This window comes from Rhizobium giardinii bv. giardinii H152 (assembly GCF_000379605.1).
Lineage (GTDB): Bacteria > Pseudomonadota > Alphaproteobacteria > Rhizobiales > Rhizobiaceae > Pararhizobium > Pararhizobium giardinii.
This window is the reverse complement of sequence record NZ_KB902602.1, coordinates 106,882-120,908: the sequence shown is the minus strand read 5'-3', so window position 1 is coordinate 120,908 and position 14,027 is coordinate 106,882. Positions and strand designations below refer to the sequence as shown.

12 protein-coding genes and 3 pseudogenes are annotated in these 14,027 nt (G+C 59.1%); 11 read left to right on the top strand and 4 right to left on the bottom strand.

The window, feature by feature from the left end; genetic code table 11:
- The first annotated feature begins 14 nt into the window (after positions 1-14).
- Positions 15-584 (top strand): helix-turn-helix transcriptional regulator, encoded by a 570-nt coding sequence (locus A3AY_RS0109475; protein WP_018325439.1) that lies wholly within the window; start codon positions 15-17, stop codon positions 582-584.
- Between the two features lie 454 nt (positions 585-1,038).
- On the opposite strand, the gene A3AY_RS0109470 is transcribed toward A3AY_RS0109475, so the two are convergent.
- Genes A3AY_RS0109470 through A3AY_RS0109460 form a run of 3 tightly spaced genes read right to left on the bottom strand, consistent with a single transcriptional unit; the run spans position 1,039 to position 3,037 of the window.
- The gene (locus tag A3AY_RS0109470; RefSeq protein ID WP_018325438.1) at positions 1,039-1,881 is read right to left on the bottom strand and encodes a type 1 glutamine amidotransferase domain-containing protein; all 843 of its coding nucleotides are present in this window, start codon (positions 1,879-1,881) and stop codon (positions 1,039-1,041) included.
- Positions 1,882-1,930: 49 nt separating this feature from the next.
- Positions 1,931-2,233 carry a putative quinol monooxygenase gene (locus A3AY_RS0109465; RefSeq protein WP_018325437.1) on the bottom strand — a complete coding sequence of 101 codons (303 nt, stop codon included), beginning with the start codon at positions 2,231-2,233 and terminating at the stop codon, positions 1,931-1,933.
- A gap of 12 nt (positions 2,234-2,245) precedes the next feature.
- Entirely contained in the window at positions 2,246-3,037 is a 792-nt protein-coding gene (locus A3AY_RS0109460) for an SDR family NAD(P)-dependent oxidoreductase (protein ID WP_018325436.1), read from the bottom strand.
- A gap of 96 nt (positions 3,038-3,133) precedes the next feature.
- Here A3AY_RS0109460 and A3AY_RS0109455 point away from each other — a divergent pair, with 96 nt between their 5' ends.
- From A3AY_RS0109455 to A3AY_RS34910, 3 genes and pseudogenes are all read left to right on the top strand, one after another.
- Complete coding sequence (locus A3AY_RS0109455) at positions 3,134-4,054, top strand: LysR family transcriptional regulator (protein ID WP_018325435.1); 921 nt, start codon at positions 3,134-3,136, stop codon at positions 4,052-4,054.
- A 962-nt stretch (positions 4,055-5,016) separates the two neighbouring features.
- Positions 5,017-5,587: pseudogene (locus A3AY_RS41045) on the top strand (tyrosine-type recombinase/integrase); the annotation flags it as partial.
- A gap of 3 nt (positions 5,588-5,590) precedes the next feature.
- Positions 5,591-6,097: pseudogene (locus tag A3AY_RS34910) on the top strand (IS91 family transposase); the annotation flags it as partial.
- A 300-nt stretch (positions 6,098-6,397) separates the two neighbouring features.
- Here the strand turns inward: A3AY_RS34910 and A3AY_RS0109435 are convergent.
- Positions 6,398-7,321: a helix-turn-helix domain-containing protein gene (locus tag A3AY_RS0109435; RefSeq protein ID WP_018325432.1), complete on the bottom strand. Its 924-nt coding sequence runs from the start codon at positions 7,319-7,321 to the stop codon at positions 6,398-6,400.
- A gap of 243 nt (positions 7,322-7,564) precedes the next feature.
- On the opposite strand from A3AY_RS0109435, the gene A3AY_RS0109430 reads away from it, so the two are divergent.
- The 7 genes and pseudogenes from A3AY_RS0109430 (at position 7,565) to A3AY_RS0109400 (ending at position 14,004) form a co-directional block, all read left to right on the top strand.
- On the top strand, positions 7,565-8,995 hold the full coding sequence (locus tag A3AY_RS0109430; RefSeq protein ID WP_018325431.1) for an extracellular solute-binding protein: 1,431 nt from the start codon (positions 7,565-7,567) through the stop codon (positions 8,993-8,995).
- Positions 8,996-9,135: 140 nt separating this feature from the next.
- Entirely contained in the window at positions 9,136-10,014 is an 879-nt protein-coding gene (locus tag A3AY_RS0109425) for a carbohydrate ABC transporter permease (RefSeq protein WP_018325430.1), read from the top strand.
- Complete coding sequence (locus A3AY_RS0109420) at positions 10,011-10,844, top strand: carbohydrate ABC transporter permease (RefSeq protein WP_018325429.1); 834 nt, start codon at positions 10,011-10,013, stop codon at positions 10,842-10,844. Before A3AY_RS0109425 ends, A3AY_RS0109420 begins: the two co-directional genes overlap by 4 nt.
- A gap of 3 nt (positions 10,845-10,847) precedes the next feature.
- Positions 10,848-11,051 (top strand): DUF2160 family membrane protein, encoded by a 204-nt coding sequence (locus A3AY_RS0109415; RefSeq protein WP_018325428.1) that lies wholly within the window; start codon positions 10,848-10,850, stop codon positions 11,049-11,051.
- A gap of 4 nt (positions 11,052-11,055) precedes the next feature.
- The gene (locus A3AY_RS0109410; protein ID WP_018325427.1) at positions 11,056-12,096 is read left to right on the top strand and encodes an NAD(P)-dependent alcohol dehydrogenase; all 1,041 of its coding nucleotides are present in this window, start codon (positions 11,056-11,058) and stop codon (positions 12,094-12,096) included.
- A 1-nt stretch (position 12,097) separates the two neighbouring features.
- Positions 12,098-12,867 (top strand): annotated as a pseudogene (locus A3AY_RS34905) (SDR family NAD(P)-dependent oxidoreductase).
- Between the two features lie 66 nt (positions 12,868-12,933).
- Positions 12,934-14,004 (top strand): ABC transporter ATP-binding protein, encoded by a 1,071-nt coding sequence (locus A3AY_RS0109400; RefSeq protein ID WP_018325425.1) that lies wholly within the window; start codon positions 12,934-12,936, stop codon positions 14,002-14,004.
- Positions 14,005-14,027 lie beyond the last annotated feature (23 nt).

Below are 14,027 nucleotides of genomic sequence, written 5' to 3'. Positions count from 1 at the left end.
CGCGATGAGAAAATATGAGCAGTATATTGCACAGCGACGACAGAGATGGTGTCCTGGCCCATGTGTCGGGAAATCTTCGGCGCTTCCGACAGAGGGCGGGCTTGAGTCAAATAGCGCTCGCCAATGCTTCAGGCGTAAGCAGGCGGATGATTATCGCAGTCGAGGCGGGTGACGCGAACATCAGCCTGTCCAGCTTGGACAAGCTGGCTGCAGCGATGGGTGTGAGTTTCGTTGACCTTGTCAGAGATCCGTCAAGACAGTCGTCAATCGATGTCAGTGAAATTGCATGGCGGGGAAGCGGACCGAACAGCAAAGGTGTTTTTCTGGGAACCGCCCCCGCCCGACACGAGACCCAGATGTGGATTTGGTCACTGGAAAGTGGCGAACGTTACGACGCTGAGCCAGATCCAGAAGGCTGGCATGAAATGCTTTTAGTCATCGAGGGTGTTCTGACCTTGGTATTGAGTGGAAGCGAGAAGGAGTTTCCCGCGGGAACGTTCGCCATATATCAGTCCGCTCAGGAATACTCCTACATCAACAAGCATTCAGAACTAGTCAAGTTCGTTCGTAACGTCGTGTCATAGGCTGCCATCGTCCAAAGCGGGAATGGTCGACAACTTCAACTGCTTGGAGCCGTGTGAGACTCAATGTCATGCCGACGTTTCTTTGGTGTATAATCCCGCATTTCATTTAACTGAGCGAAGAGGTCGGCATCTTCGATTTCTATATAGGCTTTGGGCAAACGACCGTCCGTCCTGGTCTTCCTCGCGTTTAGCGCAACTGGTCTATTGACTCACTTCAGAAATCTCGAACGTCGGAAGCAACCATGAAGTGCTTGATGTGCGCTATCCTGACATGGCCACCGTGTTCACCTGGCTGGCGACGAGGAAGGCGCGGTAGGCGAGATCGAGGCGTCATCGCGCGGTGGCGCCCGGCGCCGGCGATGGCTTGTCCGGCGCCGCACCTCATTTTCCGAACCCTCCGCATCTCGACACACGGAGGGCCTCCGTTTTCAGATTCTGCCGTCTCGTTACCGTGCTATTTCAGCCGGCGGAGCAACTCCTGCGCCACGGCGAGCGCCGACGCGGGGTTCTGGCCGGTGATCAGCTCGCGATCGACGACGACGTGGCTGGCAAAAGGAACCTCAGCCTGGCTGAACTCACCACCTGCCTTCAAAAGCGCATCCTGTGGATAGAACTTCATCTCGCCACCCTTCAACAATCCCTTCGCCATTTCCTCCTCGCGGTTGCTGAAGACGGTCAGCTTGTAGCCGGCATAGATCCAGTCGGATTGCACCTTCGCGGTTGCTTGCGTCTCGAATGCCGCAACGAATCCGGGCGCATCAGCGAGCGTCGAAAGCAATGCAATAGGCCCATGACAGGCCAAGGCTGTCGTCTTGCCCAGTTCATGGAAATGGGTGAGCAACCTGCCGAGTTCGGAACTCACCAAAAGATCCTGCATGGGCGCATGCCCACCCGGAACATAGACGGCGTCAAAATGGTCGTAGCCGATCTGTTCGACGCCAGCGAGGCTGATGACCGGCGACGTTTCGCGCGACAGGATGTTGAGTTTCGCCAGCCGTGCTTCGCTGGCTTTCATGGCGGCCTCATCACCGCCGAAATACATCTTGTCAATGGAGGTTCTGTCGACGGATGGCGCTGTACCTTTCGGCGTCGCAAACGTGATCTCATGTCCGGCATCGAGCAGTGCCTGCACCGGCTGCATCAGCTCGTTCAGATAGAAGCCGGTCTCGAACACCTTACCGTCCTTCAGGTCGAGACGATCGGAGTCGGACAGGACGATCAGCACGTTTCCAGCTTGGGCGCTGATGGTGCTCGCACCGAGCGCGAGGGCAATAGCGAGACTGCGCAGAAATTTCATGGGCTTATCCCCGAATGTGAGAAAATTGAAAATGAAAAACGGGCGCAATTCACCCGGCGACCTTGATCAACCGGTGCAGTGCGAAGTCAGCGAAGTATTCGCCCACGCCGCTCGTCTGAAAACGCTGCATGGCTTCACCCTGCATATGGGCGCGCCACTGTTGTTCGCTTGCCCAGTTCTCGACGAAGATGCGAACACGTCCATCATCGAGCGACTGATGCAGCTCGTAACGAAGGCAGCCGTCTTCCACCAAAGTCTCCGCAACCAGCTTTTCCTGTGCGGCACCAAGCGCCGTTTCCTTGCCGGGTTTGGCAGTGGTAATGGCGATGATGGTCAGAGGCGTATTTGACATGGGAAAACCTTCTCAGGCGATGGTGTTGACAAGGCCGCCTTCGGCGCGCAGCGCTGCACCATTCGTGGCGGATGAGCGGGGGCTGGCGAGATAGGCAACGAGGTTTGCCACCTCTTCCGCTTCGACCATGCGCTGGAGGATCGAAGCAGAGCGGGCCTTGGCGAAGAATTCAGCCTCTATCTGATTGATCGTTGCGGACGGGTCGCTTGCCTGGCTGCGCAGGAAAGCCTCGATCCCTTCCGAGCGGGTCGGTCCAGGCAGCACGGAATTGACGGTAACGTTAGTGCCGCGGGTCATCTGCGCCAAACCGCGCGAAACTGAAAGCTGCGCCGTCTTGCTCATTCCGTAGTGGATCATATCGCAGGGGATGGCGAGACCTGCTTCGCTGGAGATGAAGATGATCCGGCCCCAGTTTCGTTCCAGCATGACTGGAAGATAGGCTCGTGACAGGCGTACGCCGCTCATGACATTGACGTCGAACAGGTGGCTCCAGTCGGTATCCGATATTTCTCCGAAGGCCTTGCTCTCGTAGATGCCGAGATTATTGACTAGGATGTCGACCGAAGGTTCGGCCTTGACGATGATCGCGGCGCCCTCGGCGCTAGCAGCGTCTGCCAGAACTCCCGTGATATCCGATCCGCCCGATGCTCCGACGGCAGCGATCGCGCTGGCGAGCTTTGCGCGGTCGCGTCCTGTGATGATGACACGCGCGCCTTCCACCGCGAGCGTGCGGGCGATTTCGAGCCCAATGCCAGCGGTGGCGCCGGTAACAAGGGCGGTCTTGCCTTTGAGTTGCAGATCCATGTCTATCTCCAGATTGTTGCTGGAGACAATTTATGATTTAGGAGCACGGAGCACTATTGCCCGCAAAAGACATGCACCTGTGAATGAGGATCATCAATGCCCCGTATCCTGATGGAGCGCTCCGGTGAGATGGAAGTGTTTGCACGCGTTGTACAAGACGGTGGCTTCTCTGCCGCCGCCCGTAATCTCTACATCACCCCGTCGGCGGTCAGCAAACTGATCGCACGTCTGGAAGCCAGGCTTGGCACACGCCTTCTGGTGCGGACAACCCGCGCTCTGACGCTAACGGAGGAGGGCGAGGCTTATCACCATGCGGCCCTAAGGATTCTGCAGGAGTTGAATGATGCGGATCAAGAGGCTGCGGGAGGAGCGGTTCGCGGACGGCTCAGAATCAACACGACGATACCCTTCGGGACCATGTTCGTGGCACCGGCCATGCCGGATTTTATAGCGCGCAATCCCGATTTGATCGTCGATCTCAGCTTCACCGACGGCATTGTCGATCTGGTTGCGGAGAAGACCGACGTCGCCATCCGCATGGGTAACCTGCCGGATAGTGGGCTGATCGCCCGAAAGCTCGGGCAGAGTCGGCGCGTGGTCTGTGCGTCTCCCGACTACTTGGCGCGCCGAGGTTCCCCGGAAACTCCCGCGGCTCTTGAGCATCACGACTGCCTGACATTCAATTTCCGGCGCGCAAGGCCGTCCTGGCCGTTTCGCGACGGAGACCGGGAAATAGCGCAACCGGTCAAAGGCAGCATCGTGGTGAACAACGGTGAGACGATGAAGCAGATGGCACTGGCAGGTGCCGGCGTGGCCCGAGTGGGCCTATTCCACGTGGCCGATGAGATTGCGACTGGGCGGCTAGTTCCACTGCTCGAAGACTTCAATCCGGGCGACCTTGAGCAAGTGCATGCCGTCTATGTAGGCGGCGGCCCCCTGCCCCACCGTGTTCGTGCTTTCATCGAACATATGGTCGCGACACTGGGTAATTCGCCGCTGCTGAAAGGAACGCCCTGACTCGGAGAAGAGAGGAAAGGCGAGATTCAAGATGCATCGCCTCTCATCGGGTCAATCACGATACTCCGGCGCTTGCCGGTCCAGCACCCGACGGACGCTTTGCAAGGCCTGATCAGGTGCGTCTTATTCTGTGCCAAGCTGGCTAAAGAGGAGGGCGGCATCTTGATGTGGTCTAAGCCGCCGGCCAGCGCATTAGGAAGAGCACGGATCAAAGGCACGATCTCAAATCACAGCGCCTTATCGTTATAGTCTTGCGCATGGGTTCCTCACCTAGTCGCGCTAGCTGGCTGCGGAGATCGCACCGACCTCGCTGGGATCGAACAAAGTGGTCATTAGTGAACCCTTACGCGCTTATCAGACGAGGCGCGAGCCGCCATCGACATTGAGGGTCGTGCCGTTCATCCAGCAACTCTCCATGAGGAAGACAACCGCGGCTCCGGCTTCAGCAGCCGTGCCCAGAACGATGCAGGGGGAGTTTTTTCAGGCCTAAGTGTCTTCGACAGAATGGGCGTGTCGATTGGGCCCTGGCGAAATCGTATTCACCCGCACGTGGCGCAAGTTCAAGCGCGAGTCCACGTCCAAGGGCATCCATGGCAGCGGAAGCGGTTGCGAGAAAGGCGGTTCCATAGGCATTCGGACGATCGGCCAACGCACCAGAGATCAGAGTGATCGCGCCATCCTCGGCAAGTCTGTCTCCAAGAGCGCGTATGGCGTGGACCGCAGGCCTACCCGTTCGTCGAAGGCTCTGCGCAAATAGTGACATCGCTGTCCACGATCTTTTCGGCGACGAACGAACCTGCGAGCAAAACAAGATGATCGACGCGCTCAATATCCTTTAGAGCAGCATGGATCGTTTCGCTATTCGTAACGTCAGCAGCGTGCCAGCCATGAAGACCGTTGTCGATAGCCGCACGCTCGGCACGGCCCTCGTCGGAACCGATAACAATGACCTTGGCGCCTGCCGCGACGAGGTTGCCCGGTTACTCAATGCCACCACCTGCCTCAAGCACCAGGCAGCATTGTCGGTGGCCTATGGCGCCGGCCTACGTGTTGCGGAGGTGTCGATGCTGAAGGTCGCCGACGTCGACAGCGAGCGGATGCTGCTGCGCGTCGAACGTGGCAAAGGCGGGCGCTATCGCAATGCCATGCTTTCGGAGGGCCTGCTACCCTGCTGCGCCAGTGGTGGAAGGTGGGGCGGCAGCAGGGTGTTATGCCTCGCGACGGCTGGTTATTCCCTGGCCAGCACGCAATGAAGCCGATCAGCACGCGGCGGCTCTATCGGATCGTCGTTGAGGCGGCCCAGGCCGCCGACATCGCCAAGAGGGTCGGCCGCATACGCTGCGCCACAGCTTCGCCACCCACCTGCTGGAGGACGGCACGGACATTCGGATCATCCAGGTCCTGCTCGGGCACGCAAAACTCAACAACACCGCCCTCTACGCCAAGGTGGCGACCAGGACGGTCCGCACAGTTACGAGTCCGCTCGACAAGCTCGGCCTGTTCAAGCCGGAAGAGTCCTTCCCCGACGGTTGAGCCTTGCGTGCCTCGATCGAGGTCGCCGACATCTTCCGTGCTGCCGGCGCGGCGTACCGGCGCGCGCATGCAGAACATATGAGCCTGCCGCAACTGAAGGTGATGTCGGCGATCGAGAACTGCCGCACTGCGGCCCTCGGCGGTCACGTCGAGGCCTGCGAGGACTGCGGCCGATGGCAGATCGCCTACAACTCCTGCCGCAATCGGCACTGCCCAAAGTGCCAGGGCGTAGCGGCACGGACATGGCTTGCCGAACGCGAGGCCGATCTGCTTCCGGTCGGTTATTTCCACGTCGTGTTCACGCTGCCGGCCGAGGTCGCCGACATAGCGTTCCAGAACAAGGCGCTCGTCTACGACCTGCTGTTCAAGGCGGCGGCGGAGACGATGCTGACCATCGCCGCCAATCGCAAGCATCTCGGCGCGCGCATCGGCATCACCGCCGTGCTCCACACCTGGGGATCGGCGATGACGCACCATCCGCATGTGCACATGATCGTTCCGGGCGGCGGCGATCATTGCCGCCGACAGGGTCGTGACGAAAGTAGTGACAGGTCAGAAAAACCACGCATACGTACAACGAAGCGGCCTGTCAGTGTCCATAATCCTGCTCACTGGCTGCGATCGTGCGATCGCGGATATAAGCTGCAGATTGAAATCTCCATAGCCTTCAACTGTGGCCCGCGGGTTCCTTCCTCGGGGACTTTCGTACGCCTGCCGGCGCCCGAAACTCTTCACGAGACCGGAATGGCAATTTTCAGGCGTCGACAACACATAAGCGGACGAGAGCTCAAAATCTACCTTCTGCACTGGTCACACACGCATACGGTCTATCACCGTCTGAGGTAATGGAAAGGTTCTGCGGTTGGTGGACAGTCTCCGGTACCTTGTCGGCGTTAAATTGTGGTGGCGTAGAAACACCCGGTTGAAATTTGATAAATTGCGATAGCCCACCTCGAAACAGATGTCGGTTATCGGCATAGAGGTATCGGTCAAGAGCTGACCTGCCTTCCAGATACGAAGCTTATTGACGTGGTCGGTGAAGCTGTGGCCGCTGTTCTTCTTGAAGAACCGCGAGAAAGCGCTGTTGCTCATGCCGACCATGCGCGCCATATCCGGCAACCGGATATCTTCCGACAGGTTGGCAAATAGATACGCGAAGACCTGTTGCAGGGCTTCGAGCGAGCCATAGCTCAGGTCCGGCACATAGGCTTCCGAAGACAGCGTATCGAACTCGTCCGTATCGCGCAGTAGCGAGAGCAACGACAGAAAGGTCGAAAGCCGCACAGAGCCGGTCTGAAACTCCATGTCGAGTATCAGCGCCTCCGCCCTTTCCCGCGCCCGGCCCTTGAAAGAGAGGCCCCGTTGCGCGCGGGTGAGAAAATCACACAGCCCCGCCAGTTCCGGCAGGAAGGCCGAAGCCTGCTCCAGCTTGGACGGCAGAAACTGGATGACGATGTCGCGTCCCGGAATGCGCTCGTCCGCCCCAAGTGGCGTCACCCAGTCGTGCGGCAGATTGCTGCCGATGACCGAAATATGGCCAGGTGTGAACGCGCCGACGTGATCGCCCGCTAGCAGAACGCCGCTGGCGTTGGGGATGTAGTGAATCTCCACCTCCGGATGGAAATTCCAGACATTGCGTTCCCACGGGTAGTCGTCCCGGCGCCACAGGAAGGACTCCTCCGCGCCTGTCAAGACATATTCAAATCTCGCGACCGTTGGCGAAATAATCGACATTGCAGATATCCTCCCCTGCTTCCCGGCATGCTCGTTGCACCGACAATCAATATTAGATTGTGCAATGCACACACGATTTCATGGATATTTTCGGCATTTCGCGCATAAGAGTATCAGTATCGCGCAACGGCCGCGCTTGTGTCCACCCCTTCTTTCCTCAACTATTGAGGTCCGTTGAGCGTGCCGGAGGAGAGTTTAGCACGCACAACCGGACCGATTTTGCGATCCAAATGGAGGAGATCAATGAACAGTTTCGTCAAAGCCGTGGGCGTCGGCTTCATCTCGCTTGGCCTTTGGAGCTCGACCGCTCTTGCTCAGGATTCCTGGTGGAAAACTGCCGCCCAGCCCTATCAGGGCGCGACAATCCGGGGCATTTCGGAATCGACCCCCGCATCGAAATATGTCGAGCAGGTACTCGGTCCGAAATTCACGGAAGAGACCGGCATCAAGGTCGAATTCGAAGCCACGTCTTGGGACCAGATGTACGACAAGGCGATCAAGGACATGGAAGCCAATACCGGCATCTATGACTTCGTCTACATCGAGCAGGACATCGTCTATACGTATCTGGCCCGCGACTTCCTCGTCGATATCACCAAGTCGCTCGCCGATAACACGAAGATCGCTTCGCCGGACTTCAAGCCGGAGACTTTCACCACGTTTCTGAACTATTTCAAGGATCCGAAGTCGGGCAATGTCATGGGCGTCCCCATGGAAGCATTCATCAAGCCCTACCTCTACCGCAAGGACCTTTTCGACGATCCGGCGATCCAGAAAGCTTACAAGGATTCCACGGGTGCGGATCTGAAGCCCGCAACGACACATGAAGAATATACCCAAATCGCCAAGTTCTTCACCGAATACGGCGCAGACAAGGAGCTCTGGGGAACCACCGTACAGGCCTCGTCGAGCCACCCCGCCGCCTTCTACGAATTCTTCGAATCGGTCGCGCCGACCTTCGGCGTGTACAACTGGGGCATCGATGGCACGACCTTCGCGGCCACCGAAGTGAACGGCGGCCAGATGAACTCCGCCGCTGCGAAGAAGGCGCTCAACTACTGGGTAGACCTCCTGAAATACGCGCCGCCGGAATCGACGTCGTCCACTTGGGACGAGGTCGCCGGGACATTTGCCGCCGGTCGTGCAGCCCAAGGCCTCGTCTACGGTGAAAACGCTGCCTGGATCGCGACCGATTCAAGCAAATCGACTGTCGTCGGCAAGGTGGGCGTAGCATTGCCTCCGGTTGAGGCGGGAGTGATGGAAGCGGCCGAATCCGGCAAGGGATATATCGGCTACTACGACGGCGGCGCCTTCGGTATCCCGCATTCGTCCAAGAACAAGGACGCCTCGCTGCTCTTCCTGCAATATATCGGGCAGGCTTCCGTGCAGACCGACTGGGCGCTGGCCGGCTCCCGCATCGTCATGAACTCGACCTACGACGATCCCAAGATCGTCGAGCAGGACAAGAAGATGAACGGTTACTACACGCTGATGCGTGAGGATGGAAAGCTTTTCGCCGGTGCTCCGCCGTTCCCGTTCCACTCGCAGGTTCTGCAGGTCGTCGCGCCGTTCATCTACAAAGCCATCGTCGGTGAAATCAAGCCGGACGACGCGCTGGACCAGGCCGCCACCGCAGCCGAAGCTGAGCTCGTGAAGCTCGGCTACCGCAAGTAAAAAAACCGTACCTCCCGGCGGTTGGCGGTCGCCTTTCAAACAAGGTGGCCGCCCCGTTTCCTGACTGCGTTTTGCGGGGTCTCCCTGCGACGCTGATTGCCGGGCGTACAAGACTCAAGCACGATCTGACGGAGCGAAGGATGAGACAATCCAACATCGGATGGCTGTTTCTGGCACCAGCCACGCTAATCCTGTTCGTCGTGGGGTTCGTTCCCTTCATCTACATTCTCTATGTCGGCTTCTTCGACTGGAACACCAACGCAGTTGATCCCACCCTGCGCTGGGCGGGCCTGCAGAATTATCGCAGCCTCGTTTTTGACACGACGTTCCTGAACTCGCTTGCGCGCACGCTGGTCTTTGCCTTTTTCGTCGTCGTAAGCGAGCTGTTGCTAGGCTATGTCCTGGCCCGCGCCTTGATGGCAGATCGTCTATGGGGCCGGCAGTTCTTTCGCACAATCCACACCTTGCCGATCGTTGTCGCGCCCATCGCAGTCGGCGCTACCTGGCGGCTGCTATGCGTTCCGGGCTTCGGCATCGTGCCCTATTATCTGAAACTGTGGTTCGGCATCGACTACAACATATCGACCAATGCCTATCACGCCTTCTCCACGGCGATCATCATGGACCTGTGGCACTGGACACCTTTCGTCACCCTGTCGCTCATGGCAGGACTGACCGCCTTGCCGAAAGAACCGCTCGAACAGGCGCAGATCGACGGCGGCAACAAGCTGCAGATATTCTGGTACGTGATCGTGCCGATGTTGAAGCCAGTCTTGCTGACGACCGTCTTCATCCGGCTGATGGACGCGCTGCGCTCGGTCGATGAAATCTGGATGCTGACCAAAGGCGGCCCGGCCGAGGCGACCCGGTTCATCGGCCTTCATATCTGGATCAATGTCTTCCCGAAGACGGACTACGGCTACGGCGCGGCCATGTCCCTTCTCACGCTTTACGTCACGATCGTTTTGAGCTGGCTGCTCTTCGTCGCCATGACCGGCCGGAAAGGAGGCGCACAATGAGACGCTCCGGTATAACCTCGTTCGTCCTGTGGGTATGTCTGACCATCCTTACACTGCTTCCGGTGTGGTGGATGCTGGTCGTTTCGATGCGCCCCCGCGTGAAGCTTTATTCGAAGTCGTTCCTCATCGATGATCTCTACTGGGACAATTTCCTGGCGGTGCTGAACAGCTCGACCTTCCTGCAGTATCTCTGGAATTCGCTGATCGTGGCGACATCGAATGCAGCGCTGGTGTGCGCGCTCGGCCTGCTCGCGGCGTTTGGGCTCTCGCGTTACAAGATCAGCGGGGGCGACAATGTGTTTTTCTGGCTGATCACCAACCGCATGGCACCGCCGGCCGTATTTCTGCTGCCGCTTTTCCTGCTGTTCACCAAGTGGTTCGTATTCGGCGATTTCATGCTGTTCGACACCAAGATCGGCCTGATCCTGCTCTATTGCGTCTTCAACCTGCCCTTCGCCATCTGGCTCTTGAAGGGCATGTTGGACGGAATTCCACTGGAGCTGGACGAAGCGGCACGGGTCGATGGAGCGACGACCGGCCAAGTGCTGTCGCACGTCATCCTGCCGCTGGCGCGGCCGGGATTGGCCGTCACCTTCATCCTGACCTGGATTTTCGCCTGGAACGAGTACCTGTTCGCAGCGACACTCACGTCTTCGGCTGGCGCCCGGACCGTGACGACGGCGCTCGCCGAATATGTCTCGGTCACCGGAACGAACTGGGGCGAGATGGCGGCGATGGCGTTCCTGACAACGCTTCCGGCCTTGGTCGTGCTCGGCTTCGTCCAGAAGCATATCGTGACGGGTCTGACGTTCGGCGCATTGAAAGGGTAAGACATGGCTGGCATTCAACCCCAAAGATCCGAACGCGACGGGTTCTTGCCGATCCGAACGAACGGCTTCGACAGAGGCTTCATCTCGGTCGTGATCCTGATCCTGGTGCATCTTCTCTGGATGCGCTTCCTAGAGGGCGTGCTGCCCCTATGGGTCGCGACGGTGCTCTGCCTGGCGCTGGCCGTATTCATAATCCGAAAGGGCTGAAGACATGAGATCGCTCGTTCTCGAACGAAAAGACGAACTGCGCATTCGCGATTTGGACCCGAAAGAGGTGCTCGGTCCCACCGACGTGCGCATTGCCATCAAGACTGTGGGCGTCTGCGGATCAGACGTTCACTATTACACGCACGGCGCGATCGGCCCTTTCGTGGTGCGCGAGCCGATGATCCTCGGCCATGAAGCCGCCGGCATCATCGAGGAGGTCGGCAGCGCGGTCGAGAACCTGAAAGTGGGCGACCGCGTTTGCATGGAACCCGGCATTCCCGATCCTCAGAGTCGCGCGTCGCGGCTGGGTCTCTACAATCTCGATCCCGCGGTGCGCTTTTGGGCGACGCCCCCGGTGCATGGCGTGCTAAGGCCGAGCGTGGTCCACCCGGCGGCCTTCACCTTCAAGCTTCCGGACAATGTTTCCTACGCCGCTGGCGCCATGGTCGAACCACTGGCCGTCGGATTTCAGGCAGTCTCGAAGGCGAAGCTGACACCTGGCGCGAGCGCGCTGGTTACGGGTGCCGGGCCGATCGGCATGGTGACAGCGATCGCGGCACTGTCGGCCGGCTGCGCCAAAGTTATCGTGACCGACGTTGTCGATGAGAAGCTTGCTATGGCGCGCAAACTCGGGCCTGCCATCATGACCGTCAACGTCCGCTCGCAAGACCTGAAGAGCGTCATAGCCCGCGAAACCGACGGCTGGGGCGTCGATGTCGTGTTCGAGTGTTCCGGCGCGGCCGAAGTAATCGCAGACACGTTGCACCATGGTTGCCCAGGCGGCGCCATCGTCTTTGTCGGAATGCCTCTGAAGCCGGTTCCGCTCGATATCGTCATCGCCCAGACAAAGGAACTGCGCATCGAGCACGTATTCCGCTACGCGCATGTCTATCCGCGCATCGTTGCGCTCTTGGGATCGAACCAGATCAATGTAGATGCGCTGATCACCGATACCTACGCCTTCGAGGATTCGATCGAAGCGTTCGATTACGCCGTACGACCGAAGCCGTCTTCCGTGAAGATCCAGATCGAGCTTGGGAAGTAGCATGTACCTGCGGAAGTTGGATCTGAGCGGAAGATTGCGGTGGTCACCGGTGCGGGGCGCAACATCGGCTATGCCTGCGCCGATGCTCTGTCTGAGGCGGGCGCGTATGTCGTGCTGACCGATCTTGACGAAGAGCTCGGTCAGTCCGCCGTCTCGAAGCTCGCGGCGATGGGACGAAAGGCCGAATTCGTACGTCTCGACGTGACCGATTCCGGCGAAACGGAGCGCGTCGCGGCGGCGATCGCTTCCAAGCATGGACGCGTGGACATTCTGGTGGCCAATGCCGGCATCGCTGCGCACAGCCCGGCGGAGGAGATGGCCGATGCGGACTGGCTGAGGGTCGCAAACGTCAACCTCAACGGCGTGTTCTGGAGCAATCGCGCCTTCGGAAACCTGATGCTGAAGGCGGGCAAGGGCTCGATCGTCAATATCGGTTCGATGTCCGGTATCATCGCCAACCGGCCGCAGCCGCAAGCCGGTTACAACGCCTCGAAGGGTGCCGTTCACATGCTGACAAAATCGCTTGCAGCCGAATGGGCCGAGCGGGGCGTCCGCGTCAACGCCGTCGCGCCAACCTATATCGCGACCGACATGACGAAGGCCGCCATTGAGGGGACCGGCTGGGACAAGGACTGGATGGACATGACGCCGATGAAGCGCATGGGCGAAGTCGAGGAAATTGCGTCTGTCGTCCTGTTCCTGGCTTCCGATGCCGCCAGCCTGATGACCGGCAGCATCGTCGTCGCGGATGCAGGATACACCTCATGGTGAAGCTACCCGCGCACCCGTTCCGAATGATCAACGGCCATGCCGCCACAACTGACTAAGGATTGACACATGGCAACGATCGACCTTGACCAAGTCGACAAGCATTACGGTTCCTATCACGCACTCCGAAATATCTCGTTCGATATAGTCGATGGTGAGTTCGTCGTCCTGGTCGGACCCTCCGGTTGCGGCAAATCCACGCTGCTGCGATCGCTTGCCGGCCTTGAGGAGATCACCGGCGGCACGATCAAGCTTGGCGGACATCGCGTCGACAACATTCCCGCCAAGGACCGTGACGTGGCGATGGTGTTTCAGAACTACGCGCTCTATCCGCACATGACCGTCCGGGAGAACATGGCTTTCGCACTGAAGTTGCGCGGCGAAAATCTTGCCGATCGCAACGTCAAGGTCGACAAGGCTGCCGAGATGTTGCGGCTTACGCCCTATCTCGACCGATATCCGAAGGCACTTTCCGGAGGCCAGCGGCAGCGTGTCGCCATGGGGCGCGCGATGGTTCGCAGTCCAAAGGCATTCTTTTTCGACGAGCCTTTGTCAAACCTGGACGCCGCGTTGCGGGTGGATATGCGTTCGGAGATCAAAGCTCTTCACCAGCGCCTCGGCGCTACGTCCGTGTACGTCACGCATGACCAGATCGAAGCCATGACCATGGCAGATCGCATCGTCGTGCTTCGCGACGGCAAGGTGGAGCAGATCGGTGCGCCACTGGAGCTTTACGACAGGCCGGCAAATACCTTCGTCGCCGGCTTCATCGGATCGCCGGCGATGAACATGCTACCGGCCACGATCGATCTCCCTCTGAACTCCGCTTGGCTCGCCGATGGATGGGCCCTTCCCCTTCCGCAAGGCACGCGGGCAAGCAACGGCCAGGAGGTGATATATGGGGTCCGTCCTGATCAATGGATACTGTCGAATGGCGATACGGGGGTACCGGCGATTGTCGAGTTGATCGAGCCAACGGGGGCCGAAATTCTTCTGGCAGCCCGATTGGCAGGCCAGCGGGTCTTGTGCGCCTTCCGCGAGCGCCACGCGCTGAAGCCGGGCGACAGGATACGGCTCGACGTCGATCCTGCCGCCGCTCATGTGTTCGACAAACAAACCGACCAAAGGCTCGGGTTCTAAGAAACAGGCATCGGGAGGTAAAC

Coding starts and splice junctions, on each gene's coding strand:
- A3AY_RS0109475 (WP_018325439.1), top strand. CDS start 15: ATGAGCAGTATATTGCACAGCGACGACAGAGATGGTGTCCTGGCCCAT.
- A3AY_RS0109470 (WP_018325438.1), bottom strand. CDS start 1,881: ATGAAATTTCTGCGCAGTCTCGCTATTGCCCTCGCGCTCGGTGCGAGC.
- A3AY_RS0109465 (WP_018325437.1), bottom strand. CDS start 2,233: ATGTCAAATACGCCTCTGACCATCATCGCCATTACCACTGCCAAACCC.
- A3AY_RS0109460 (WP_018325436.1), bottom strand. CDS start 3,037: ATGGATCTGCAACTCAAAGGCAAGACCGCCCTTGTTACCGGCGCCACC.
- A3AY_RS0109455 (WP_018325435.1), top strand. CDS start 3,134: ATGCCCCGTATCCTGATGGAGCGCTCCGGTGAGATGGAAGTGTTTGCA.
- A3AY_RS0109435 (WP_018325432.1), bottom strand. CDS start 7,321: ATGTCGATTATTTCGCCAACGGTCGCGAGATTTGAATATGTCTTGACA.
- A3AY_RS0109430 (WP_018325431.1), top strand. CDS start 7,565: ATGAACAGTTTCGTCAAAGCCGTGGGCGTCGGCTTCATCTCGCTTGGC.
- A3AY_RS0109425 (WP_018325430.1), top strand. CDS start 9,136: ATGAGACAATCCAACATCGGATGGCTGTTTCTGGCACCAGCCACGCTA.
- A3AY_RS0109420 (WP_018325429.1), top strand. CDS start 10,011: ATGAGACGCTCCGGTATAACCTCGTTCGTCCTGTGGGTATGTCTGACC.
- A3AY_RS0109415 (WP_018325428.1), top strand. CDS start 10,848: ATGGCTGGCATTCAACCCCAAAGATCCGAACGCGACGGGTTCTTGCCG.
- A3AY_RS0109410 (WP_018325427.1), top strand. CDS start 11,056: ATGAGATCGCTCGTTCTCGAACGAAAAGACGAACTGCGCATTCGCGAT.
- A3AY_RS0109400 (WP_018325425.1), top strand. CDS start 12,934: ATGGCAACGATCGACCTTGACCAAGTCGACAAGCATTACGGTTCCTAT.